This is a genomic window from Citricoccus sp. K5, assembly GCF_902506195.1.
Taxonomy (GTDB): domain Bacteria; phylum Actinomycetota; class Actinomycetes; order Actinomycetales; family Micrococcaceae; genus Citricoccus.
Genome location: NZ_LR732817.1, coordinates 3185736 through 3208141, shown reverse-complemented (window position 1 = coordinate 3208141; position 22406 = coordinate 3185736). Strand labels below are relative to the sequence as shown.

General features: G+C 70.7%; 23 protein-coding genes. 8 read left to right on the top strand and 15 right to left on the bottom strand.

Annotated elements, in window-relative coordinates; genetic code table 11:
- Positions 1 to 31 precede the first annotated feature (31 nt).
- From BOSE125_RS14470 to BOSE125_RS14460, 3 genes are all read left to right on the top strand, one after another.
- Entirely contained in the window at positions 32 to 976 is a 945-nt protein-coding gene (locus tag BOSE125_RS14470; protein WP_159553650.1) for an ArgP/LysG family DNA-binding transcriptional regulator, read from the top strand.
- 97 nt (positions 977 to 1073) lie between these two features.
- Complete coding sequence (locus tag BOSE125_RS14465) at positions 1074 to 1967, top strand: aspartate dehydrogenase domain-containing protein (protein WP_159553648.1); 894 nt, start codon at positions 1074 to 1076, stop codon at positions 1965 to 1967.
- A 138-nt stretch (positions 1968 to 2105) separates the two neighbouring features.
- Positions 2106 to 2519 carry a phage holin family protein gene (locus BOSE125_RS14460; RefSeq protein ID WP_159553646.1) on the top strand — a complete coding sequence of 138 codons (414 nt, stop codon included), beginning with the start codon at positions 2106 to 2108 and terminating at the stop codon, positions 2517 to 2519.
- Between the two features lie 40 nt (positions 2520 to 2559).
- On the opposite strand, the gene BOSE125_RS14455 is transcribed toward BOSE125_RS14460, so the two are convergent.
- Positions 2560 to 3138 (bottom strand): DUF2087 domain-containing protein, encoded by a 579-nt coding sequence (locus tag BOSE125_RS14455; protein WP_159553644.1) that lies wholly within the window; start codon positions 3136 to 3138, stop codon positions 2560 to 2562.
- Between the two features lie 124 nt (positions 3139 to 3262).
- Here BOSE125_RS14455 and BOSE125_RS14450 point away from each other — a divergent pair, with 124 nt between their 5' ends.
- The gene (locus BOSE125_RS14450) at positions 3263 to 6187 is read left to right on the top strand and encodes an FAD-binding and (Fe-S)-binding domain-containing protein (protein ID WP_159553642.1); all 2925 of its coding nucleotides are present in this window, start codon (positions 3263 to 3265) and stop codon (positions 6185 to 6187) included.
- A gap of 89 nt (positions 6188 to 6276) precedes the next feature.
- Here BOSE125_RS14450 and BOSE125_RS14445 read toward each other — a convergent pair whose 3' ends face one another.
- The 6 genes from BOSE125_RS14445 to BOSE125_RS14420 all read right to left on the bottom strand — a co-directional run bounded on the left by BOSE125_RS14445 (position 6277) and on the right by BOSE125_RS14420 (position 11915).
- Positions 6277 to 7410, bottom strand: coding sequence for an LLM class flavin-dependent oxidoreductase (locus BOSE125_RS14445; RefSeq protein WP_371300603.1), 1134 nt, complete (start codon positions 7408 to 7410; stop codon positions 6277 to 6279).
- 73 nt (positions 7411 to 7483) lie between these two features.
- Complete coding sequence (locus tag BOSE125_RS14440; protein ID WP_159553638.1) at positions 7484 to 8614, bottom strand: NAD(P)/FAD-dependent oxidoreductase; 1131 nt, start codon at positions 8612 to 8614, stop codon at positions 7484 to 7486.
- Positions 8601 to 8894: a helix-turn-helix transcriptional regulator gene (locus tag BOSE125_RS14435; protein ID WP_159553636.1), complete on the bottom strand. Its 294-nt coding sequence runs from the start codon at positions 8892 to 8894 to the stop codon at positions 8601 to 8603. The genes BOSE125_RS14440 and BOSE125_RS14435 overlap by 14 nt, the downstream gene beginning before the upstream one ends.
- Positions 8894 to 9391 carry a DUF2975 domain-containing protein gene (locus BOSE125_RS14430; RefSeq protein WP_201301219.1) on the bottom strand — a complete coding sequence of 166 codons (498 nt, stop codon included), beginning with the start codon at positions 9389 to 9391 and terminating at the stop codon, positions 8894 to 8896. Before BOSE125_RS14430 ends, BOSE125_RS14435 begins: the two co-directional genes overlap by 1 nt.
- Positions 9392 to 9431: 40 nt before the next feature.
- The gene (locus BOSE125_RS18205) at positions 9432 to 11180 is read right to left on the bottom strand and encodes a cell wall metabolism sensor histidine kinase WalK (RefSeq protein ID WP_159553634.1); all 1749 of its coding nucleotides are present in this window, start codon (positions 11178 to 11180) and stop codon (positions 9432 to 9434) included.
- Positions 11181 to 11186: 6 nt separating this feature from the next.
- Positions 11187 to 11915 carry a response regulator transcription factor gene (locus BOSE125_RS14420; RefSeq protein ID WP_159555237.1) on the bottom strand — a complete coding sequence of 243 codons (729 nt, stop codon included), beginning with the start codon at positions 11913 to 11915 and terminating at the stop codon, positions 11187 to 11189.
- A gap of 266 nt (positions 11916 to 12181) precedes the next feature.
- Here BOSE125_RS14420 and BOSE125_RS14415 point away from each other — a divergent pair, with 266 nt between their 5' ends.
- Positions 12182 to 13777, top strand: coding sequence for a S1C family serine protease (locus BOSE125_RS14415; RefSeq protein ID WP_159553632.1), 1596 nt, complete (start codon positions 12182 to 12184; stop codon positions 13775 to 13777).
- Positions 13778 to 13864: 87 nt separating this feature from the next.
- Here BOSE125_RS14415 and BOSE125_RS14410 read toward each other — a convergent pair whose 3' ends face one another.
- The 3 genes from BOSE125_RS14410 to BOSE125_RS14400 form a co-directional block, all read right to left on the bottom strand.
- Positions 13865 to 15331 (bottom strand): hypothetical protein, encoded by a 1467-nt coding sequence (locus tag BOSE125_RS14410; protein WP_159553630.1) that lies wholly within the window; start codon positions 15329 to 15331, stop codon positions 13865 to 13867.
- The gene (locus tag BOSE125_RS14405; RefSeq protein ID WP_159553628.1) at positions 15328 to 16098 is read right to left on the bottom strand and encodes an ABC transporter ATP-binding protein; all 771 of its coding nucleotides are present in this window, start codon (positions 16096 to 16098) and stop codon (positions 15328 to 15330) included. Before BOSE125_RS14405 ends, BOSE125_RS14410 begins: the two co-directional genes overlap by 4 nt.
- A gap of 102 nt (positions 16099 to 16200) precedes the next feature.
- Positions 16201 to 16656, bottom strand: coding sequence for a hypothetical protein (locus tag BOSE125_RS14400; protein WP_159553626.1), 456 nt, complete (start codon positions 16654 to 16656; stop codon positions 16201 to 16203).
- Between the two features lie 195 nt (positions 16657 to 16851).
- Here BOSE125_RS14400 and BOSE125_RS14395 point away from each other — a divergent pair, with 195 nt between their 5' ends.
- The gene (locus BOSE125_RS14395) at positions 16852 to 17136 is read left to right on the top strand and encodes a hemerythrin domain-containing protein (protein ID WP_159553624.1); all 285 of its coding nucleotides are present in this window, start codon (positions 16852 to 16854) and stop codon (positions 17134 to 17136) included.
- Between the two features lie 78 nt (positions 17137 to 17214).
- On the opposite strand, the gene BOSE125_RS14390 is transcribed toward BOSE125_RS14395, so the two are convergent.
- Positions 17215 to 18477, bottom strand: a complete 1263-nt coding sequence (locus BOSE125_RS14390; protein ID WP_236558196.1) for an MFS transporter — start codon at positions 18475 to 18477, stop codon at positions 17215 to 17217.
- Between the two features lie 175 nt (positions 18478 to 18652).
- On the opposite strand from BOSE125_RS14390, the gene BOSE125_RS14385 reads away from it, so the two are divergent.
- Positions 18653 to 19168 (top strand): MarR family winged helix-turn-helix transcriptional regulator, encoded by a 516-nt coding sequence (locus BOSE125_RS14385; protein WP_201301218.1) that lies wholly within the window; start codon positions 18653 to 18655, stop codon positions 19166 to 19168.
- On the opposite strand, the gene BOSE125_RS14380 is transcribed toward BOSE125_RS14385, so the two are convergent.
- On the bottom strand, positions 19152 to 20195 hold the full coding sequence (locus tag BOSE125_RS14380; protein ID WP_159553618.1) for an endonuclease/exonuclease/phosphatase family protein: 1044 nt from the start codon (positions 20193 to 20195) through the stop codon (positions 19152 to 19154). The genes BOSE125_RS14385 and BOSE125_RS14380 overlap by 17 nt on opposite strands.
- A gap of 84 nt (positions 20196 to 20279) precedes the next feature.
- On the opposite strand from BOSE125_RS14380, the gene BOSE125_RS14375 reads away from it, so the two are divergent.
- Positions 20280 to 20726, top strand: a complete 447-nt coding sequence (locus BOSE125_RS14375) for a MarR family winged helix-turn-helix transcriptional regulator (RefSeq protein WP_159553616.1) — start codon at positions 20280 to 20282, stop codon at positions 20724 to 20726.
- A gap of 40 nt (positions 20727 to 20766) precedes the next feature.
- Here the strand turns inward: BOSE125_RS14375 and BOSE125_RS14370 are convergent, their stop codons facing one another.
- The 3 genes from BOSE125_RS14370 to BOSE125_RS14360 all read right to left on the bottom strand — a co-directional run bounded on the left by BOSE125_RS14370 (position 20767) and on the right by BOSE125_RS14360 (position 22322).
- On the bottom strand, positions 20767 to 21039 hold the full coding sequence (locus BOSE125_RS14370; RefSeq protein ID WP_159553614.1) for a hypothetical protein: 273 nt from the start codon (positions 21037 to 21039) through the stop codon (positions 20767 to 20769).
- An 84-nt stretch (positions 21040 to 21123) separates the two neighbouring features.
- Complete coding sequence (locus BOSE125_RS14365; RefSeq protein ID WP_201301217.1) at positions 21124 to 21525, bottom strand: hypothetical protein; 402 nt, start codon at positions 21523 to 21525, stop codon at positions 21124 to 21126.
- Between the two features lie 101 nt (positions 21526 to 21626).
- A complete protein-coding gene (locus BOSE125_RS14360) occupies positions 21627 to 22322 on the bottom strand; it encodes a ubiquinone/menaquinone biosynthesis methyltransferase (protein ID WP_256375994.1) in 696 nt (231 codons plus the stop codon).
- Positions 22323 to 22406 lie beyond the last annotated feature (84 nt).

Here is a 22406-nt window from a genome sequence, read left to right as displayed (position 1 = left end):
ACATATCCTTCAGGGTATTAAGCTTTGCTTCATGAACACTGACCACCTACGAGCTCTGGCCGCCGCCGTGGACGAGGGAACCTTCGACGCCGCCGCCGCAGCCCTGAGGATCTCCGGCTCCGCCTTCTCCCAGCGCATCAAAGCGCTCGAGAAGGACGCCGGCCAGGTCCTGCTGACGCGCACCGTTCCGGTGGGCACCACCTCCGCCGGGGACCGGATGCTGCGCCTCGCCCGGCAGGTGGCGGTGCTGGAGGATGAGACGAGGCGCTCACTCGGCCAGGGCACCGGCGGGCGCACGGTGCTGTCCGTGGCGGTCAACGCCGACTCGATGGCGACCTGGTTCGTCGAGGTACTGCGGCAGGCCGCCACCTGGGACGATGCAGTCCTGCAATTGCATCTGGAGGACCAGGAGCACACGCATGAGCTGCTGCGCTCCGGCACGGTCATCGCGGCCATCACCGAGGACCCGGCTCCGGTCTCGGGCTGCCTCTCGATGGAGCTGGGCGCCATGGACTACCACGCGGTGGCGGCGTCCGCCCTGCTGGACCGATACCGCCGCGAGGACGGGTCCGTGGATTTCGGGGCCGTTCCCGTGCAGGAGTTCGGCACCCGGGACAGCCTGCAGCGCAGCCGGCTGGCCGCGTGGCGCGCCGGCCAGCGCGGCCAACCGTCCGGTTCCGGCGCAAGCGGCGTGGGCACGGGCGGCGACGGGACGGGCGCCGCCGGGCCCCCGCTCCACCAGGTCCCCACCGTCGGCGGGTTCAACGCCGCCGTGGCCGCTGGACTGGGCTGGGGCATGATCCCGGCCGGCCAGTTGCCCGAGGGCGTCCTGGAGGGCACCCACCCAGACCTCGTGGCCATCCCCGAACTGGGACAGTCCCGCGTGACCCTGCACTGGCAGCGCTGGTCCGCCGGAACCGAGGCCCTGGACCGGCTCACCGCCGCCGTGCAGCAGGCGGCACGCAACATGACCTGATCAGTCGCGGCGATGGTGTGGACTGGGAGCCCCGGACGGCCTCCAGCCGGCCCAGGTCTTCCTCTCTGATTTCAGACATCTTCCGTGAAGGACCCACATGTCCCAGACCGTTCGGCACTCCCCCGTCCGCGTGCTCCTGCTGGGCTTCGGCGCCATCGGCCGCCACGTCTCCACACTGCTGGCTCCGGAGCGGGACGCCGGCCTGCTGCGACTGCGGGCGGCCGAGCGCAACGTGGCCTCGCACGGTCACCGGACCATCCCGGGCGTCGAACTGGTCACCACCGGCGAGGACACCGACTGCCCCACATGGCCCGAGGCGCTGGCGGTGGCCGACCTGGTGGTGGAGTGCGCCGGCGTCGCCGCAGCCGGTGAGTACGGCCCCGGGGTCATCACGGCGGGGACCGACCTGATCCTGACCAGCGTCGGAGCCCTCGCCGATCCGGACCTGGCACGGACGCTGCTGGCCGGCCCCGGGCGGCTCTGGGTCACCAACGGCGCCATCGGCGGCTTCGACGTCCTGTCCGCGGCGGCCGATGCCGACGGCCTGGACTCGGTCCGCATCCGTACCACCAAGCTCCCCACCTCCCTGATCCGGCCGTGGATGACGGAGTCCGAGGAGGCTGCACTGCGGGCGCTGCGCCCCGGGGACGCACCGGTGACCGTGTTCTCCGGCGGGCCGGCCAAGGCCATCGAGCGATTCCCGGCCAACGTCAATGTCGCGGTCGGGCTGGGCTGGGCCACTCGGGGCCGCGGCTCCGGCGAGGCCGAGCTCTTGCGGCGATCCCTGGAGCGGGTGCGGGTGGAGCTCATGGCCGACCCGGGCGCGGCGCGTAGCCGCCACGAGATTCTGGCTACCGGGACGGCCGGCCGGTTCGAGCTGGCCTTCGAGTCAGCGCCGAGCCCGGAGAACCCCAAGACGTCCGGGCTCACCGCGCTCTCGGTGGCCCGGACCGTCCGCGAGGCGCTGGCCGCGTTCTCATCGCGGCCCTGAGCGTCACGATTCGGACCACCGCCGGCGCGTCATTGACCGGCGGCACCGGGAGGTCTGGGATGGAGTCACCGAGCACACGCGCCGTGCGCCCGGGCGGCCTGCGGGCCGCTCCCACCTCATCCCCGAGGAGTACGCGCCATGATCCGCTTCCTGATCCATGCCGTCATCAACCTGGTGATGGCCGCCGTCGGCCTCCTGCTGGCCGGTGCCCTCATCGACGGAGTCTCGATGCAGCCCTCCGGGTTCATCACCGCCGTCCTCGTCTTCGTCCTGGCCCAGGCCCTACTGGCGCCGTTCGTGTTCAACCTTGCCCGCCAGTACGCCTCGGCCGTCCTCGGAGGCGTCGGACTGGTCTCGACGCTCCTGGCCCTGTGGATCGCCACCCTGATGCCGAACGGGCTCACCATGGACGGGGTGAGCGCCTGGGTGCTGGCCCCGCTGGTGGTCTGGCTTGTCACCGCCCTGGGCACCTGGGTGGCGGGCTACTTCCTCGTCACCCGGTGGTGGGACCGGCGCACCGACCGCGCCGCTATCCGCAAGGCCGTCGCCTGACCCCATCCCCGCATCCATGGACCTCCAGATCGGCAGGGGTCTAAGGGATGCGGGAGTCCGCCGGGATCGCGTACTCGGTGCCCGTCGCGGTGCGCTCCAGCAGGGACGCATCCACCAGGTAGCGGCGCAGCATCGCCACGTCCGGATGGAACACGTGCAGCCGCTGGTTCAATTGCACCTCAGTGAGGACCTCGTCGGGCTCGAGTGCATGGTCGCGCACCCACCGCAGCACTTCGGTGCGCTCGGCCGGCGAGGCGGGCATCGTGTCGATCCGCGGCCCGCGCCCTTCCACCAGGAACTTCCCGACGCCGGCCCTCGCCTCCCGCTGACCACCACGGGCGGGCACGATGAGGGGCGCCCGCAGGGCGTTGCCATCCACGGTGACGGAGCCGATGTCATCCTCCGTCAGGATGCCGAGCTTCAGCCAACCCTCCACGGACTTCTGCTCCTTGGTGGTCAGGTCCCCGCGGGCCACGGGGTCGAGGGTGCCGAGGGCGGCACGGGCGAAGACCGTGCGGGCGGCCTCGTTGCCGAGGGCGGCGAGGATCGGCTTCCAGTCTGGGGCGGCGTCGGATGGGTGCGGTGACGGGGCGGCGGGAGTGTTGGCTGGATCACTCATGACCCCAGTATTGCCCAAGCCCCGGACAACAGACAGGGTCTTCCATGCTTGCCCGTGTCCTCATGGTCCGGCACAGTGCAGGGACAGGACCCGATGCCGCCCGCACCCCGAAGGAACCCCACCCATGGACCTTGAGACGGACCTGGATCCAGACACCCAGCCGACCACACTCCAGAACGACAGCCCGGCCACCGGCCCGGCCACCGAATCCAAGGCCGGCCCCGGCGCCGATGCCGCGGTCCGGGAACTCGAGCAGCAACTGCGCGGCGAGGTGCACACCTCCACGCTCCGCCGCGCCCTGTACAGCTCGGACGCCTCCAACTACCGGATCGCGCCACGGGTGGTGGTCTGCCCGCTGGACGAGGCCGACGTCGTGACCGCCGTCCGGATCGCGGCCCGGCACGGGCTGCCCGTGACCGTGCGGGGCGGAGGCACCTCCATCGCGGGCAATGCTGTGGGGCCCGGGCTGGTGCTGGATGTGGGGAAGCACCTGAACCGCATCGTCTCGATCGACGCCCAGGCGCGCTCCGCCGTCGTGCAGCCGGGCGTGGTCCTGACGGACCTGCAGGCCGCCGCGGCGCCGCACGGACTGCGCTTCGGGCCGGATCCGTCCTCGGCGAGCCGCTGCACCCTGGGCGGGATGATCGGCAACAACGCGTGCGGCCCCCATGGGCTGGCCTACGGACGGACCGCGGACAACGTCCGCCGCCTGCGCTGGATGCTGCCGAACGGGCGGATCCTGGACGTGGTGCCGGGGCGCGACGCGCTGGACCAGGTGCCCGGGCTGGAATCCTTCGTCCAGCGTCACCTCGAGGTGCTGCGCACCGAGCTGGGGCGGTTCGACCGGCAGATCTCCGGCTACAGCCTGGAGCACCTGCTGCCCGAGAACGGGCGCAACCTGGCCGCAGCACTCGTGGGGACCGAGGGGACGTGCGGGGTGCTGCTCGAGGCCGAGGTCGATCTGGTGCCCCGGGCGCCGGCGCCCGCACTGGCGGTGATCGGCTACCCGGACATGCCCGCGGCGGCCGATGACGTCCCCTCGCTGCTGCCCCATCGGCCGCTGGCGCTGGAGGGCCTGTCCGGCGAGATGGTCGAGGTGGTGCGGCGGTCCCCCGGCGGTGACGACGTGCCGGAATTGCCGGCCGGCGGCGGCTGGCTGATGGTGGAGGTCGGCGGGGCGGACACGGCCGAGGCGGTGGCCGCCGCGGAGGCGATGGTCCGGGCCGCCCACGGGCTGGAAGCGGTGGTGCTGCCCTCCGGCCCGGAGGCCGCCCGGCTGTGGCAGATCCGCGCGGACGGCTCCGGGCTGGCGGTGCGGACGGCCGCGGGGGCCCACGCCTGGCCCGGCTGGGAGGATGCCGCCGTGCCCCCGGAGCACCTCGGGTCCTACCTACGGGACCTGAAGGAGCTCATGGATGGCCGCGGCCTATCCGGTCTGGCCTACGGGCACTTCGGGGACGGCTGCATCCACATGCGCATTGACTTCCCCTTCGCGTCCGGCTCCTCGGAGTTCCGGGAGTTCATGGAGGCGGCTGCGACGCTGGTGGCCCGGTACGGGGGATCCCTGGCCGGTGAGCACGGGGACGGGCGGGCGCGCAGCGAGTTGCTGCCGGTCATGTACTCGCCGGAGGCGCTGGCCGCGTTCGCCGAGTTCAAGGCTCTGTTCGACCCGGCCGGGCTGATGAACCCGGGGGTGCTGGTGGACCCGGACCCGATCGACGCCGCCCTGCGCCGTCCGGCCTCCTCCGAGCAACGGGCCGCGGACGGCTTCGCCTTCGCCGACGACGACGGCTCGGTCGCCGATGCCGTGCACCGCTGCGTGGGCATCGGCAAGTGCCGGGCGGACCTGCGCGAGCAGGGCACCTTCATGTGCCCGTCCTACCTGGCGACCGGGGACGACAAGGACTCGACGCGCGGGCGGGCCAGGGTGCTGCAGGAGATGCTCAACGGCGGGGTCGTCACGCTCGGGTGGGAGTCCCCCGAGGTCCACGAGGCCCTGGACCTGTGCCTGTCCTGCAAGGCCTGCGCCAGCGACTGTCCCACCGGCGTGGACATGGCCACCTACAAGTCCGAGACCCTGCACCGGACCTACCGGGGCAAGGTGCGGCCGCTGGCCCACTACACCCTGGGCCGACTGCCCTTCTGGCTGCGGCTCGCGGCACCGATGACCCCGCTGGTCAACGCCGCCGGCCGGGTGCCGGTGTTGCGCCGGGCGATGATGACGCTGATGGGGGCGGACACCCGGCGTTCTCTGCCGCTGTTGCCGAGGGCTCCGTTCCGGTGGTCGGAGGCGGCGCGGTCGGCTCCGGGGCACGACGACGGCCGGCGCCGGGTGGTGCTGTGGGTGGATTCCTTCTCGGACGCTCTCTCCCCGGAGATTCCGGCCGATGCCCTGACGGTGCTGGACGCCGCCGGGTGCGATGTGCAGGTGGTCGGGCAGTCGACCGGTGAGCAGGCCTGCTGCGGGCTGACGCTGATCTCGACGGGACAGCTCACGGCGGCCAAGGAGAAGCTGCGCCGGACCGTGGAGATCCTGTTGCCGCACGTGCGGGCCGGGCGGGCCGTCGTCGGGCTGGAGCCCAGCTGCATCGCCGCGCTGCGCTCGGACCTCGTGGAACTGCTGCCCGAGCACCCTGGCGCGCGCGAGGTCGCGGCGGCCGTGCGGACCGTGGCCGAACTGCTGACGGAACTCGACTGGACACCGCCGCGGGTCTCTGATGCTGACCGTCGGATGCTGGTCCAGCCGCACTGCCACCATCACGCGGTCATGGGCTATTCCGCCGACGAGGCGATCCTGGACGCCATGGGCTGCGACGTGGAGACCTCCAACGGCTGCTGTGGCCTGGCCGGGAACTTCGGCATGGAGCAGGGGCACTACGAGATCTCGGAGACGATCGCCCGTCAGGGCATCCTGGCCAAGGCGGAGGCTTCCCCCGACACGCCGATCCTGGCCGACGGCTTCTCCTGCCGCACCCAGGTGAAGGACCTGGCGGGCCTCGACGGCCGCCATCTGGTGCAGGTCATCGCGGCGGCGCTGCGGGACTCCTGACCCAGGGATCACGGCCGCGCCAGTGGTCGAGACACGCCGGGCGAATCGGCAGTTGCCGTTATCGTGATGCCGGTGATTGATGCGGCTGGTCAGGAGCCGGAGAGCATGTCCAGGACGAGGGGCTTGACCTTCGAGCCGTAGAGCTCGATCGAGTCCATCATGAACTCGTGCGGCAGGGAGCCGTTGCCGTACTTCATTCCGAAGCGGCCGGCATCGAGCGCCCGGACGCTGGCGGCCACCTTGCGGGCCACCGTCTCCGGGGAGCCCAGGTGCAGGGCGCCGTGGGTGACCTCCTGGCGGAACTGGGCGGCCGAGGGGGCGGGCCAGCCGCGCTCGGCCGCCATCTTGCGCATGTTGAACTCCCAGTGCGGGTAGTACCGCTCGGCGGCCTCCTCGTCCGTGGCGGCCACGAAGCCGTGCGAGTGCAGCGCCACGCGGCGGGGCTCGAAGCCGCGGGCGGCGATCTCGCGGCGGTAGAGCTCGGCGAAGGGCCGGAACCGCTCGGGAGCCCCGCCGATGATCGCCAACTCGAGCCCCATGCCATAGGTGGCTGCCCGCACCACCGAGGTCGGGGTGCCCCCGACGGCCACCCAGGTGGGCAGGCCGAACTCGTGGGCCGTCGTCGGGAACACGGACTGGCGCTGCAGCGCGGCCCGAGTGTTGCCCTGCCAGGTCACCGGCTGCTCGGTGCGCAGGTGGGAGAAGAGGTCCAGCTTCTCCTCGTAGAGCATCTCGTAGTCCTGCAGGTCATAGCCGAAGAGCGGGAAGGACTCGATGAAGGAGCCGCGGCCCAGGGAGACCTCGGCGCGGCCGTTCGAGACGGCGTCCAGGGTGGCGAAGCGCTGGTAGACGCGGACCGGGTCGTCCGAGGAGAGCACCGTGACGGCGGAGATCAGCTTGATGTGCTCGGTCTGTCCGGCGATGGCGGAGAGCACCATCTCGGGCGAGGAGACGGTGTAATCGGGGCGGTGGTGCTCGCCGATGCCGATCACGTCCACTCCGGCCCGGTCCGCCAGTACGCCCTCGGCCACCACGTTGCGCAGCACCTCGGGGTGGCTCAGGGGCCGCCCCTCGGCCGTGTGAGTCACGTCCCCGAAGGTGTGCAGGCCGAACTCGAGGGTGCCGGCGGGCACGGAGTCGGCGCGTTCAGAGGACGGGTTGGGGTGCGGGGCCGCGAGCGCGGCGGGGCTCTGGGGCACGAGGTTCTCGGTCACGTCAGGCACAACGTCCGGCCCGGGCCACTTCATTCCTTGAAATTTCAACTTCCTGCAGGACGGTCAGCTCTCCAGGCACCGGTCACGGCAGGGGGAACGATCCGTGGCCGAAGAGGATCCGCTTCGCCAGCGCCTGGCCCGGAGGGGTCCTCAACGCGGCGAAGGCGCCCGTGGCGAGAGCCGGCGTGCGTAACCCGTCCAGGCCCTTGCGCAGCAGCAGCCGCTTACGGAATCGGGCCCGCAAGGCGTGGCCGTCATAGGCCTCCAGCTCCGCGCGCCGGCCGGCTCGGAGGGCGGCGTCCAGGATCTCGGCGGCATGCCCGGACAGCCGCAGGCAGGGGTCGAGCCCTCCGGCGGTGAGCGGGGACACCGCACCGGCGGCGTCTCCCACGAGCAGTCCGGCCGGGGAGGCGATCCGGGGCAGCACGCCGCCCACGGGGATCGGCCCGGCGCGCTTCTCCACCTGCTCCGGCCTCTCGACGCCCTCCAGTCCCGGCGCCCGCTCGCGGAACGAGCGCAGGGCGCTGTACAGGCCTCGCGGGAACCGGTGGGCATGGCCGGCCGTGCCCACGTGGACATGTTCGCCGTCCCGCAGTACCCACGCAAGATAACCGGGGGCCAGCCTCGGATCGATCACGCAGTGGAAGGCGGGGTCGGAGCCGTCGGGGTGGTCGGCGAAGACCTCCTCGGCCCCGACCAGCAGGTGGCGGTTGCGGCTCAGCCCCAGGTCCCGCGCCACCCTGGACCGAGCGCCATCGGCACCGACCACGAAGCGGGCTCGGACCAGGAGGGTGCCCGCCGCGTCCTCGAGGAGGTACGTGCCCTCCCGCTGGCCGGTGAAGCGCGTGGCCAGCCGCAGCTCGACGCCGGCTCCCACGGCATCGCGGGCGGCCGCCACATAGAGCGGCCCCATATCCCCGACCCGGTACTCGTCCCGATCACTGGTCAGGTCCACCGGACCCGTCAGCCCGGGCGGGTAGAGCACCATGCGGCGGATGGCCGGCCCCAGATGCTCACCGGGCAGCGCGAAGTCCTCGAGGGTCCGGCGCACGAAGATGCCGGTGGTCCGGACGGTGCCCGTCAGCGTGGCGCGGCGCTCCGCCAACAGCACCTGATGACCGGCGCGTGCCAACTGGGTGGCGCAGTGCAGCCCGGCCAGGCCCGCCCCGACCACCAAGACGTCTACTTCAGCGCTCCGCTCACTCACCGCCATGGCCGTCCTCCACGCGGCCCCCTGCCACCCTGCGGTCCCCGTCCTCCCCGCGGTCGCCTTCCGGAGCCTCCTGCCCAGCAGCCTCCCAGCGCAGGAGGTCACCGGGCTGGCAGTCCAGCACGCGGCACAAGGCAGCCAGCGTGGTGAACCGGACGGCCTTGGCACGGCCGTTCTTCAACACGGCCAGATTCGCCGGGGTGATCCCGACGGCCTCCGCCAGCTCGCCGGCCGACATCTTCCGGCGGGCCATCATCACGTCCACATCCACGATGATCGGCATCAGATCACGTCCGAGAGCTCGTCCTCAAGCCGCCTGGCCTGGGTGTCACGCTCCACGGCCTGGGCCAGCAGCCGCCGGGCGACGTTCACCGTCAGGGCCGCCGCGAATGCCAGCAGTGCCGCCCCGCCGATCAGCAGGACGAGACCCGGGGCGGCCGTTCCTCCGCTCAGGACCACACCGATCACCACCAGGAGGACACCGCCGGCCGCCACGGCTCCGGTGATGACGTCCACATAACGGAACGCCGAGCGGGAGAAGATTTGGCCGCGGAGCACCAGCGTCAACAGGCGCCAGATGCAGACCCCCACCACCTGGAGGCAGGCCACGCCCAGGGCCAGGGCGGCGATCAAAGGGATGGCGTAGGCCATGGAGACGCCCTCGAGGTCGATCCACAGCAACGGCAGGATCACCGCCAGGACGACCAGCGAGTCGGTGGCAACCAGGACCAGCATGGTCCGCAGGATGACCACGAGTGACCGGGGAACGGGAGTGGGCATGACGAGCCTCCATCGATTGCGTTTCGACAGCAATCTATCGCTAAACGATAGATGAAGCAATCGGCAACTCAACGGTGAACACCGTCCGCCCCGGCTCGGACTCCACGCGGACCTCGCCCCCATGGGCGCGCGCCACGGACCGGACGATGGACAGCCCCAGCCCCGTGGACCCCTCTATCCCGGTTCGGGCCGCATCGCCGCGGACGAAGCGGTCGAACAGTCCGTTCTGCAGCTCCGGTTCGATGCCGGGTCCATCGTCCTTGATGGTCAGCACCGCGGCCCCGCCGCTGGCCACGCACCTCCCGGTGTCGGCACCAGTCGCGTTCGGACCGGTCCCGACGCCGGTCGGCCGCTCCACGTCCAGCCGCACGGACACCGTGGCCCCGGCGGGGGTGTGCTTGCGCGCGTTCGAGAGGAGGTTGGCCACCAGTTGTGCCAGCTGGCGACCGTCTCCTGCCACGACCACCGCCGCCTCCGGCACGTCCACCTCCCAGTGGTGGTCCCGGCCGGCGGCGGTGGCGTCCATGACGGCGTCCACCACGACCTCTCCGAAGTCCACGGCCTGTCGTTCCCCGGCAGCGCCGGCACCGGTGCCCCCTTCGGCCTCCGCCGCGTCCAGCCGCGCCAGCAGCAACAGGTCCTCCACCAGCGAGCCCATCCGGTCAGCCTGGGTCAGCACCCGCCCCACCGACTCCCTTCCCCGCTCGGTCAGCGGCTCGGTCAGGCTAACCATCTCGGTATAGCCACGCATGGCGGCCAGCGGAGTGCGCAGTTCGTGGGAGGCGTCCGCCACGAAGGTCCGCAGCCGCCGCTCGGAGCGGTTGCGCTGTTCGAAGGCCCCGTCCACGGAGTCCACCAGCCGGTTCAGCGCATGCCCGACGTCTCCGATCTCATCCCCCGGTTGAGCCAGGTCAGCTCGGACCCGGTACTGCGCCAGGGTGACGTCTCCGGTGCCCATGGGCACTTCCGCCATGCGGGCCGCCGCATGGGAGACGTCCGAAAGGGGGCGCAGCGACCTTCGGATCCACCACCATCCGGCGACGCCGGCCACCGCCAAGGCGGCCAGGGAACCGAGGACCTGGACCCAGGCGAGGGTCGCCTTGGTGCCGTCCACCTCGGAGGTGGGCAAGCCCGCGACCGCCACGGCTGGCGAGACCTGTCCGATACCAGAGACGGCGTCCACCGCCTGGGCCCTCACCAGGTAGCGGCCGGCTTCCAGGTCCACGGTCCGGGTCACGCCCTCCACAGTGGGATCTGCGGTAGTGGGATCTGCAGCCACCGCCTCCTCGACGACGGCCGACAGGACCTGCACATCGGCGCCGGACAGCTCCACCGCCTGACCGTCCGCATCCAGCCTGTCGGCGCTCAACACGGTGTCACCGACAGCCACGAGGGCCAGCATGCCCGCGGGTTGGCCTGGGGCTTCCAGCGGGCTGCGGTCGAACTCACCACGGGGAGCGTCCCCCTCGTTCGGCTGTCCATCCGTTGGTCCCAGGCGTCCCTCGGGGCCGCCCAGGAACGTCAAGGACCGCTCCCAGGCCTGGTCCACCCGTTGCTCCAGTTGGGCATCCACCGCCCGCCCGCTCAGCACCAAGGAGGTCACCGTGAAGGCGGCCAGCACGATGGCCAGCAGCACCACGACCCCGAGCATGGTCGGCAGCGCCAGGCTGGCCCGGCGGCCAGCGCCAGTGCCGGCGGTCCGAGGCGAGGCCTCCGCAGGAGCGGGACGGCCGGCGTCGGACTCGGGTGGCGGGACGGGTGAGGGGACGGGCATGGGGTGGGGAGTCACGGTCATTCAGGCCGGCCGGATCACGTAGCCGGCACCGCGCACGGTGTGGATCATGGGGACGCGGCCGGCGTCGATCCGCTTGCGCAGGTAGGAGATGTACAGTTCCACGATGTTCCCCTGTCCGCCGAAGTCGTAGTCCCACACGTGGTCCAGGATCTGAGCCTTGGACAACACGGCTCGCGGGTTCTCCATGAGGTACTGCAACAGGTTGAACTGGGTTGTGGTGAGTTCGATCGCCTCACCACCCCGGCTGACCTCGCGAGTGCGGACATTGAGGCTCAGATCCCCGACCACGAGTTCGTCGGCGTCCAGTGCCATGACACCACTGCGCTGGACGAGCCGGTGCAGTCGGATCAGGACCTCTTCGAGCGAAAACGGCTTGGTGACGTAATCGTCGCCACCCGCCGCCAGCCCGTGGACCCGGTCATCCACGGAGTCCCGGGCCGTGAGCATCAGGGCGGGAATCCCTGGACGGAAGGAACGCACCTTGGCCAGCACCTCGATTCCGTCGAGTTCGGGCAGCATCCAGTCCAGCACCAGCACGTCCGGGCCGAACTCCCGAGCGGTCTCGACGGCGGCGCGGCCGGCATGAGCCACTCGGACCTCCCATCCACACAGGGAGAGGCCCATGGAGACCAGGTCCGCGAGCATCGGCTCGTCATCCACCACGAGGGCCCGGACCGGCGATCCGTCCGGGTGGACCAGCTGGGGCAACACCTCGCGCAGCGCGGCCATCGAGGTGGCCGTCGCGGAAGACCGGGAGCCGACGGGGGATTCAGCGTTCATGGTTGCCATGGTCCCAGTTCAGTCCGCGATCCTGTCAGAGGCACCAGCCGAAGCTGTGTTACAGCTGTGAAGACTGTGCCGCGGACGCCGGCACCAGGCGGGCATCCGTCTGACAGAGGTGCACAGGGCATGCACAGCAAGGGCACACGTGGCACCGAGTTGGCGGTGGTGATGTATGGACGAATCACCGACGACCCCATCCCCAGGAGCACGCCATGACCGGCACCGACCCCACCACCCCCGACCGCGCCGGACAGCCTTCCGGCGGACAGCCCGCGGACGCACGGCCCACCGACCGGCCCTACCCCGAGACCGCCGCGTTGCCCACCCTGTCTGCCGACGCTACGCCAGATGCTGGGTCCGGGGCCTCGGCCGGCGACGCGGTGACAAGCCACCCGGACACCGCCATGGGTGACCGGACACGCCGGATCCGGTGGTCAGTGGCGGCACTGGCCGTGGCCGGACTCATGGTGGCCGGTGGGATCGGCGGTGTGGTGGCCGAGTCCGTCGGCGAGGGCACCCCGGATGCCGCTTCGTCATCGGTGTCCGCCGGCGGGGCGGACCCGACCTCCGGCGCCTCCGCCCAGACCATCTCCGACCCGGCCACGTTGGCAGAGGCCTTGGACCATGTCCACGACGGCATCTCCGTCCCGGCGGATGACAACACCGAGGACAGCACCGGGGACAGCACGGACGTCAGTCCGGAGGGCACCGCGGGGAGCGGCGCGGAGATCCCCAACGGGGCGAGCGGCGGATACTCCTTCGGCGGGCCCGAGCGCTACGGCGCGGGGACCGGTGGTGCCGGATCAGCCGGCGAGTGGGGTGCCGCCGGCACCGACGTGGATGCCGGCGTCGAGGTTCCCGACGCGGACGGCATCCTGGAGGTCAACACCGCCTCCTCCCTCGGGGAGGGTGCCGGCACCGGCATGGTGCTCAGTTCCGACGGGCTCGCCCTGACGAATTACCACGTGGTGGACGGTTCCTCCGAGGTGGAGGTGACTGTGGCGGACACGGGCGAAACCTACCTGGCCACGGTGGTCGGCCGGGACGCCACCCAAGACGTTGCCGTCCTGCAACTGCAGGATGCCACCGACCTGGAGACCATCAGCGTCGATGCCTCGGGGGTGGAGACCGGGGAATCGGTGGCCGCCATCGGCAACGGCTCCGGCCAGGGCTACCTGACCGCCGTGTCCGGCGGCGTCACTGCCGTGGACCAGTCGATCTCCGCCGCGAGCCTCGGGGACACCGAGGACCTGACCGGGCTGATCGAGACGGACGCGGACGTGGTGCCCGGCTACTCGGGCGGCCCCCTCGTGGATGCTGACGGCCAGGTGGTCGGCATGAGCACCGCCGCCTCCACCGGACAGACGTCCGAACAGGTCAACGGCTACGCGATCGACATCATCGAGGCCCTCGACATCGCAGACCAGATCGTGGCCGGCACCGAGTCGGACAGCGTGCAGGTCGGCGCCTCCGGGGCACTCGGGGTCACCGTGACGGATGCCGCCGCCGCGGCACAGCAGGAGTACGCGGATCCGCGCTCGCGGGGATCGCGGGAGGGCGGCACCGACTCCGCAACCTCCGGCGCGCTCGTGGTGGAGGTCGCCCCGGGATCTGCGGCCGAGTCGGCGGGCCTGGTGGCCGGTGACACCGTGACGGCCCTGGACGGCACGGAGGTGGCCGATTCCTCCGAGCTCTCCGATCAGGTCAGCGCGCTGGACCCGGGCGACTCCGTGAGCCTGGTCTGGACGGACGCCGACGGCGCCGAGCACACCGCCACCCTGGACCTGGGCGAGAGCACCGTCAACTGAGACCGGCACCGCCACGTTGAGTCTGGAGGGATTCCACCGAAAACCCGCCTCCCCGGAGTGAATCCCTCCAGACGCAATGCCGGATGATCAGCCCTCCGCCAACACCCCGCGCAACGTGGGCCGGGAGGCGGTGACGCCCAGCCGGACGAGCACCACGCCGAGCACCAGCACGGCAGCCACGAGGCCCATGGACAGGGGGCTGAATATCACGGCGGCTCCGATCACGGGCAGGGTCGTCGCCACGGCGGCCACCAGGGTGAACACCAGCACGATCCACAGGGGCCCCATCACGGAACGCCGGCGGATGGCCTCCATGCTCGACTCCGTCATGCCGAGCCGGCCCAGCCCTCGGTACATGTCCGCGCGGTCGAGCACCTGGGCAGCCTGGGTGATGCCCACGGAGCAGGCGGTCAGCACGAAGGCGATGAGCATGGTCAACAGCACCCCGGTGCGCAGGTCAGCCACCAACATCAGGTCCTCAGTCCGCATCCCCTCAGCTGAGACGGAGTTGGCCAGCCCCATGCCCGCTCCCCCGACCACGCCGATGTACACGGTCACGGCCAGCCCACCGATCTGCCGCCAGGCCTGCTGCGGGGACTCGAGCACGTTGCGGGCGGCCACGAGCTTCTCGGCGGTGTCCGCGCGGCGCCAGGTCCGGCGCGTCACCACGCCCACCAGCCAGGGGCCGATGAAGTGCAGGGCGATCATCGGCAGGCTGAAGCCGACCAGCATGATGATCAGCAGCACCATCATGTTCGCCGCACCGAAGGCGTTGAGCACCACCTGCGCCAGGGCCAGGCCCGCCACGGCCAGCACCACGCGGACCCAGTGGACCTTGGCTGCCTCCTGGCGGGTGCGCACCCCGAGTGGGGTGATCTCAATGCGCCGCAGCCCGGCCATCGAGCTCGCGGCGGCCATCACCAGCAGGGCGCCGAGCACGGCGAAGAGCCAGCCGGTACCGAGCCACATGCCGTCCAGCCCGATCGGCCGCCCCGCGAACGGGATCAGCCCCACGAGCGGCATGAACACGAGGTAGCCGACCACTCCGAGCAGCAGTCCGGCTGCGGCCAGCACCACGGACTCGACGACGGCCAGCGTGCGTACCGTGCCCGTTCCGGCGCCCAGCAGACGCAGGGAGGACAGGCGTTCGTCCCGACGCCGGGCGAGGAGTTTGGCCGCGGACCCGGCCAGGCCGGCCATCGGGAACACGAGCAGCATCAGCGCGAAGACGGAGAGCATCAGGTAGAAGCCGGCCAGGTCCCCCTCGATGGTCCAGAACGAGGCGGCGCCTCCGGCCACGAGCAGGGCCAGCGTGCCGACGATCGCGAACGCGGTGACCGGCAGCCCCCAGACCTGACGATCAGAGAACAGTTTGCCCAGGAACAGCTTGAGCACAGCGGCAGTTCCATGGGACGCCCCGCGGCCCGGGGACGACGGCGGCCGGCCAGGGACCGCGGTGAGGCAACCGGCCGGCGTCGTGCCCGGCTGATCCTGGCCGCCCAGCGGCGTGGAACTCACCTGGGGCCCGGAAGGGGTGTGCGGGGTGGTGGTCATCGGGTGGCCTCCGTCCGTTGGGCCTCCGAGCCGGCCGAACCAACCGGAGCGTCGGGGGCGGGGGCACCGGCCGCTGAGTCGGCCACGATCTGACCGTCCTGCACTCGCACGAGGCGGGAGCAGCGGTCGGCGGTGGCCTGGTCGTGCGTGACCATGACGAGGGTGCGGCCGCGGCCGACGGTGGAGTCCAGCAGGGCTCCGAGGACGGAGGCCGAGGTGGCGGAGTCGAGCGCGCCGGTGGGCTCATCTGCGAAGACGACCTGGGGATCAGCCACCTGGGCGCGGGCGATGGCCACCCGCTGGGCCTGGCCGCCGGAGAGTTCACCGAGACGCCGGGTCTGCATGCCGTCCAGGCCGAGGGCGGCCAGCCACTGGGCCGCGTGGGCCTCGGCGGCGGGGCGGGGCACCCCGGAGAGCAGCAGCGGCAGGGCGACGTTCTCCTGGGCGGTCAGCTCGGGCAGCAGCAGCCCGTCCTGGAACACGAACCCGAGCCGCTCGCGGCGCAGACGGGCGCGGGCCTCCTCGTTCAGGGTGGTGATCTCGGTCGGTTCGGCGCCGGACGCGGTGAACAGCACCGAGCCGGCGTCGGGCAACAGAATTCCCGAAAGCACGTGCATCAGGGTGGTCTTGCCGGAGCCGGAGGGGCCCATGATGGCCACGGACTCCCCGGCGTGCACGGTCAGCTCCACGCCGTCGAGGGCACGGGTGGGACCGTAGGCCTTGGTCAGGCTGCGGGCGGCGAGCAGGGGCGAGGGTTGATTCATCATGCCTCCACTGTCCCGCCGAACACCCCCTGCCGGCATCGGACCAGGCTCCGAACCTAGGCCGCGGCGGGTCCACCTGTGGGATGACCCGACGAGTGGCTGGCGCTACTGCGGGACAGCGACGCTGGCGGCGACGGCCTGCAGGATCTGGTGATCCCTGGTCCACACCTCTTCGTAGGCGGTCATGAAGATGTGGTGCTTTCGACCGTCCGGGGAGTAGGCGACCCAGGCCCAGCCGCGAACGGGACCACCATCGTTGAAGCTCGCATATTCATAGTCGTAGCCACAGTGCACCCCCGGCGCTCCAGACATCATCATGGTCTCCGGGCCTCGCAGCACCTCGAAGCCATCCAGGCAGCCATGCCCCTTGTCCTCGACGAAGTACTGGAGATCCTCCGGGGGGGCCAGCCATGGCGTCCCGACCGTCTTCCAGGATCCCCTTGAGGGCGCTGGCGGTCGGCGCCGGTTCGGGTGCGGCTTCCGCCATGTACCGCAGCACCTCGGCTCCCTCTCCGTCACCAGTGCCAGGGCCACGGCGAGTTCGGTGATCCACATCGTCATGGGCACCAGACTGCCGGAGGCGAACCGCGCACGGTGTGTCTGCCTCCCGGCTTGTGGATAACACGCCAGGACGGTGGCCCCTGTGGAGACCTATACTCGACTCAGCGTCGCGTGCCGGTGGCAGACCGTGTCAGGCATGGAGGCGCCGAACCCGAAGGAGCGAGGCCATGCACACGCCCACCCCTTCGCCCTCATGTGACTGAGGGCGGCCCGGCCGAGACGGCCACCACCGAAGCAGCCGAGACGCACCGACTCGTGGCCTGGAGCCGTGAGCTGCGGGAGGTCCACCACCGCCTGCGGGCGGCCCTGGAGCAGGCGGCGTTGGACCGGAGCGAGTCCCCCGCCGTGCTGGAGCGGCATCTGGACGGGATCGGGGCCATCATGGAGTCACACTTCCGGTATGAGGAGCGCCAACTGTTGGCTGTCCTGGAGACCCTGGCCCTGGACTCCGCTCCCGGCGACGTCCTCGGGCCGATCTGATTCGAGGCCTGTGGCGCCCGGGCGATCACGGCCGCAGTCGACGTCGAGACTCGCCGAGGCGGTCAGCAGTTACCGCTCTCATGATCGGGGGAAGGCGGTGGCGTTGCGGGAGAAGAGCATGGCCACGCAACCGGCGGCCAGGACCCCGAGGAGGGTCACCGCGGCGGGCACCATGGCCCACAGGTCCCCGACGATCCCGAGCAGCAGCGTGAATGCCGCCAGGCAGAGGTAGGCGATCGTGAAGTAGCGGCTCATGGACGCGGCAGCCTTCAAGGGGTGGCGGCGATGGGACTCGCCGATCTCCTGCGTGGCGCTGAGGAACGTGAACCCGTGCCCGACGCCGGCCCCCGCCACCGCGATCAGTGCCCACCACACCTGCCCCGTCAGCAGCATGGCGGCAAAGCCGCAGATCCCGACGAGCAGAGACGACAGGCCCAGCCGGCGGCCCCGCTGGACGGCCACGTTGCGAGCGGACACCTGGACCATGCCGGCCACCGCCAGCATCGCTGCCACGATCCCACCCAGCACCGTCAGACCGTCCACACCGAGAGCCGAGCCGATGAGCCCGGGTCCCACCGACTGATAGAGGCCCACCATGGACCAGCTGGTGCCGGCGGTGAGGCTGATCATCATGTGGGATCGGGGCACGAGAGCCGGCGCCGGAGCCGGCTCCAGCGCCGGAGGCGGCACCGGGGACGCGTCGGGGATGCCGCCACTGGCTACCGTCTCCCCCAGGATCAGGGGGCCGGTGGACGGACCATTGGGGGCCGGCGTCGCCTGTGGGGCCGGGGAACGCCCGTGCACGAGCAGCAGGATCATCACAGCGGCCACGGTGGCGGCCGCCACCAGCATCGGCATGGTGGTGCCGCCGGAGAGGTCCGCCAGGAAACCGGCCAGCACGGGGCCGAGGCAGGCCCCGATCAGCGCGGTCAGGGTGACCAGCAGCGCGGTGAAGGATCGGGCCCTCGGCGGAACCGCGCCATAGAGGGCGGCGCTGGACGCGGTCATCACCACGCCGAGCGCCAGCCCCTGGATGAATCTGGCCCCCAGCAGCGTGCCGACCCCGTCCGCCAGCGCCAGCGCCAGTGCGGCCACCACGGAGGCCGCCGCCGCCAGGACCATCAGCGTCCGCGGGCCGCGTCGCTGCAGCCACCGTCCGGTGAGCAGCAGTCCGGGGATCAGGCCGCCCACGTACATGGCGTAGATGAGCGTCTGGACGGTGGCGGAGAAGCCGAGATCAGCACGCCATCCGGCGTAGAGGACCGTGGGGGCATTGACGGCGCCGAAGACGAGGACGGCGGTGGCGAAGGCGGTGATCCGCGGTACCGGCTGGGCCCTCATCGCGGTCACAGCGGCCCACCTGATACACCCATGACCTACCCTCTCGCCCTCGATCAATCCAGACTAGGCGCCCGCATGGGAATGTTGTCCGCATGTCTCGGTGCCGTTCACTCTGCTGGATCTTCACTTTCTGGAAAGGTATTGTGGGGAAAGGCATACGAGGATGGGATGGTCCATGAAATCCACGGGCAAGCAGCAGGCCGACGCCGGGCGAGCGGCCGACGAACATGCCGTCGAGCTCTGGGGCCGCGTGATCAATGGTTTCGAGGTCACCAACCGCAGGATCCACGGGGCGATCAACGAACGGTTCTCCCTGTCAGAAGCCGAGGTCCAGGTCTTGCTGAACCTGCACCGTCAGCCCGACTTCCGGGCCCCCATGGCCCAGCTGGCCAGGGCGGCATCCTTCTCGACCGGTGGTTTCACCAAGCTGGCGGACAAGCTGACCCAGCGCGGATTCGTCTCCCGCGCCGCCTGCCCCGACGACCGCCGAGTGACGTTCCTGGAGTTCACCCCCGAGGGGCGCAGGCTGGCCGACGAACTGACAGGGCTGGCTGCCCGACTCACCCGTGAGGCCTTCATCGACGTCCTCGGCCAGGACACGGCCGAGGTCATGGCGGAGGCCATGTCCGAACTGGTCCGCGCCAACACGCCACCTGATGACCAGGGTTCCGCCGTCACTCTCCCCCGGTGACAGGTTCTCCTACCACCGTGGTGAGGATGCCCCGGTGGTCCGTTCCGGGAAAGTCCAGCCGTGTGTAGTCCAGCGGCACCAGCCCCCTCAGTAGGACATGGTCGATGGCCGTGAAGGGCGGCACCCACGACCCCACCGGCCAGGTGGGCCCTGGGAACGGACCGGCAGCCGCCGCGGCGGGCGTGAACCCGCCAGCCAGGGCCCGGAACTGCGGGTGGGCATGGCTCGCATTGAAGTCCCCGGCGAGGATCAGGGGCAGGTCTGCGTGCGCGGCCTGCCAGCCGTCCAGCCCGCGGAGCGTGGCGTCCCACGAGGGGACGAAGTCGTCTCCGATCGGCGGGACGGGATGGACGCCCACCACCCGCACGGCACCCAGCCCGGGATTCTCGACCACCGCCACGGGCTGTTCGAAGTGGCGGTGGGTGGCGAAGCGCGGCAGGACGCCCTCGGACCGCAGTGGGTGAGCGGACAGAATCACCGCACCGCCCGCGGCACCTCCCTGGGGTTCGTCCGGGATCGTCTCGGTACGGTATGGCAGACCGTCCAGCGCCCCTTGCTCCTGCAGGGCATTGAGCAGGTCCTCGTCGGCCTCCACGAGGACCAGTACGTCAACCCCGCTGGCCCCGAGCGCCGCGGCCAGTGCGGCGGGGTCCACGCCGCCGTACTCGGCATTGAGGCTCAGCACGGTCAACTCGCCTGCCTCGACGCCGGCCTCCGCGCCACGCTCCATGCCAGCCCCGAAGCCGGCCCCGAGTGCACCGAAAGGCACCAGCGTCGGCAACAGCCCCAGCACTGCACCGGTGGCCAGCACGCCGGCCGCCCACCACTGACGGAACACCAGCACCAGGAGGGCAATCACCCCGGCCACCGCGCAGAGAACCGGCACGAGCGACTGCAGGGCCGGCATGACCCACGGCCAGATGATCGGCGGATGGGGCAAGACCGCCAGGAGGGCTGCCAGCACCACGCAGGTGACCAGGACCGCCCGGCGGAGGCGCCGCCGTCGGGAACCATGCGGTCCTACCACGAGGGGAACTCCTCTCACCTGCCGGATCCGCACTCACATGGGCACCGGGCGCCCACGTCCGGACACATCAGGCATCCTAGAGGTATGGATGAACCGCTTCCCGTCACGGACCCCCTGGCTCTGGAGAGCCAGATCTGTTTCGCACTGTCCGTGGCATCCCGAGGCGTGATCGCCGCCTACCGGCCCGTGCTCGAACCGTTGAAGCTGACTCATCCGCAGTATCTGGTGATGCTTGCACTCTGGCAGCACGCGCCCCTGTCCCTCAAAGACCTGGCGGGGTTGCTGCATATGGAGCCGGCCACCCTGTCCCCGCTGACCAAGCGCTTGGAGGCGTTGGGCTACGTCCAGCGGGCCAAGAACCCCGACGACGGCCGCGGCCTCGCCCTGTCCCTCACCGAGGAGGGCCGGGCGTTGCGCCAGCAGGCCGAACAGGTGCCGGTGGAAATGATGCAGCGGCTGCAGATGGACGAGGACGAGTTGAAGGACCTGCACCGGCTCATGACGACCCTGATGGAGCGCGTCCACCCGTGATCATGCGCGGCCGGGACTCACGGCCCGGTCGAGCAGCAGGTCAGAGGCCGGTGAACGCCAGCAACTCTGCCGGGGGCTGCTGACCGGTGTTCCGGTAACCCTCCAGGAGTTTCACGGCGCGCTCCTTCTGGAGCTGCTTGCGGGGGTCCAGCGTGCCCTGGCGGCTGGCCGGGCCGAACGTGCAGGAGGCGATGTAGATGAACCGCCACTGGAAGCGGAACCAGGATCCCAGGCCGGTCTTGTCCTTCACCACGGAGTAGGCCTTCTGGCGGGCGGGCCTGTTCGGCTGGTGCTGTGGGCTCTGCTCGGTCATCAGGTTCCCCTAGGGTCGGAATCCACCACGGCTACGGCGGTCGGGGACAGTCTATTTTAGTTAGCGCACTAACTGAAATCTGGATCAGGTCTTGTCCCCGGTCTCGTTCGGCCGCATGACCGGAGGCTCCTCGCCCTCCTTCAGCATGAAGTACCGATAACCCTCCTGGAAGGGCTTCGGCGGCTGACCGTGGTGGCCGTGGCCGGCGGCGTCCCAGGACTCCGTCACCCCGTCTTCGCCAGCGGCTCGGCGGATCGCCGGCGGCGGCTCCTCGTCCTGGGCCCGGTAGGCCGCAGCCACGCGCTGGGCCCGCTCCACCCGCAGCGCCTCCCGTGGGTTCAGTCCCGCCTGGCGGCTCGCAGGGCCATAGACGTCATTGGCCGCATAGCGGATCCGCCACAGTAGGCGGTATCCGAGGGACAACCCGGTCTTGTCCTTCTCCAGCAGGTGGATCTTCTGGTTCTCGTGGATCTCTTCGTCTCGCATGGCGTTCCTCCAAGGGACTGCCGATGCCGCAACACCGGCGTACTCCCAGCCTAGGACCGCCCCTGCGGAAGGTGAACGGCTGGCGTGCCGAGCGGAGCTACTCAGAGGGGCTTGGTGGCCCAATGGATCGCGAGCGTGCCGAAGAGGTGCGTCTCGTGCCCCACCCTCTCGAAGCCGGCGTCCTCCAGGAGTGCCTGGATCTGGGCAGGCGTCTTGAACCCCCGGCTGGTGGCGGAGAGGTATTCATAGGCGTCCGGCGTGCGGGTGATCAGCCGGGAGATCTGCGGCACCACGTACTTGATGTACGCCGTGGAGAACGGCTTGATGATGTTGTCCGGCGCGGGGGAGGTCTCCAGGGCGACCATGCGGCCGCCGGGCTTGAGCACGCGGAACTGTTCGGCCAGCGTGGTGGGGATGTCCGCCACATTGCGCAGCAGGTAGCCGTGGGTGACGGCGTCGAACGTGTTGTCCTCGAACGGCAGGTCCATGGCATCGGCCTCGACCCAGTCGATCTGCCTGCCACCCGGCCGATTCCTGCCGACCTCCATCATCTCGGGTGCGAAGTCGGCGCCGGTGACCTGGGCGCCATAGCGTGAACGGAGGACCTCCAAGGCGATGTCACCGGTACCGGTGGCCAGGTCCAGGACCACCGGGCGGTCCGGCAGCTCGGCCCTCTCCACGGTCCGGCGCACGAACCGAGGCTCCTGTCCCCACGTCATCACGAGGTTCATCAGGTCATACCGGCCGGCGATGCCATCGAACATCGAAGCCACCTTCGTCCCGTGGTCCGCTGGCACCCCGGCCGTCTCCGTCACATGGTCCGGCGACGCAGGTTCGGGCCGTGGGTTCTCTGAGGCTGGCTGGCGTGTGCTCACCCGCTC